Origin of the sequence: Pseudomonas sp. KCJK9058, from assembly GCF_046230975.1 — a bacterium.
GTDB lineage: Bacteria > Pseudomonadota > Gammaproteobacteria > Pseudomonadales > Pseudomonadaceae > Aquipseudomonas > Aquipseudomonas alloputida.
The window spans coordinates 1-1,215 of sequence record NZ_JBJJLR010000110.1; the positions used below are offsets into that span (position 1 = coordinate 1).

Sequence of the window (1,215 nt, forward strand, 5' to 3'; positions counted from 1 at the left end):
GATGGGGGATTAGAATCTGGAGTGAGAGCGGTGAATGGCAAGCTGAATGCCGTAGGTGCCTTGAGCACGTGTGGGAGCACAAGCTGCCATTCACCGTTCCACTTTGGCGAGAGCCCGAACAGTTGGATGCGGCTCTGATCTCGAATCACAAGCGTGGGCCAAGCCAAAGTCCTCTCACTGTGTTGAGTTTAGGAGGTTTTGGTGATGGCTTCCTTCTTGGGTATCGATGTTTCCAGTCTCTCCCTTGATGCTGCGGTGCGGCCACAGGGCATCAAAATGCATTTAAGCAATGATCCCACAGGCTTTGAGGCGCTACTGGAGAGCCTTCGCAAGCTCAGTATCGAGCGCGTCCTGTTAGAGGCGACGGGTGGCTACGAGCGAGATGTCATGCGTTTTCTACAGGACGCTGGCTACAAGGTCATACGTGTTAATCCCAGGCGAGCCAGGTCATTCGCTGACTCTTTAGGCATCAAGGCCAAGACTGACGCCATCGACGCCGAGGTTCTGGCGCACTATGCCGAAGTCATTCCAGATCAACCCTCCCTGCGAATCAGCCCCGAACGAGCGCTTCTGCGAGAGTTGCTTCAGCAACGTGATCGGTTGGTTCAACAGCGAGATGACGACCTGCGGCGCCTGAAGCAGGTGCAATCGACTGCAGTTGCTAACTACCTGAATGCCAACCTGAAACACTTCAAAGCGCAGATCAAACTGGTTGAGCGTGAGATCGAACAGCAAACCGCGATGCTGAACGACGAACGGGTTACCCAACTGATTAAAGTGAAAGGCATTGGGATGGTGACAGCGGGCAAGCTAGTAGCGCTGCTGCCGGAGCTGGGTCGGGTTGAATCCAGAGAAATTGCCTCCCTGGTCGGAGTGGCGCCCTTCAACCACGACAGCGGGAAATTCATGGGCAAGCGCTCTATCTCTGGCGGACGATTTGCGGTCAGGCGATCGCTGTACATGGCATGCCTTGTGGCGATGAGATACAACCCAGCACTCAAGGCTCGTTATCAGTCACTGCGGGAGCGCGGAAAACTTCCCAAAGTCGCCATCGTGGCCTGCATGAGAACGTTCATCGTGCGGTTAAATGCCATGCTCAGAACGGGTACATCTTGGCTCGATCTAGTGCTACCGCAGCCTGAAAGTACAACTTAAATCCAGAGCGCAGCGTGAGCCGCGTGGAAGCGGGCTTGCCCGCGAAGCCAACACCGTGGT

The 1,215-nt window shown here is 55.4% G+C and carries 1 protein-coding gene; it reads left to right on the forward strand.

Annotated features, from left to right (window positions below):
- The first annotated feature begins 204 nt into the window (after positions 1 to 204).
- Complete coding sequence (locus ACK59Z_RS25795) at positions 205 to 1,155, forward strand: transposase (protein WP_108190267.1); 951 nt, start codon at positions 205 to 207, stop codon at positions 1,153 to 1,155.
- Positions 1,156 to 1,215 lie beyond the last annotated feature (60 nt).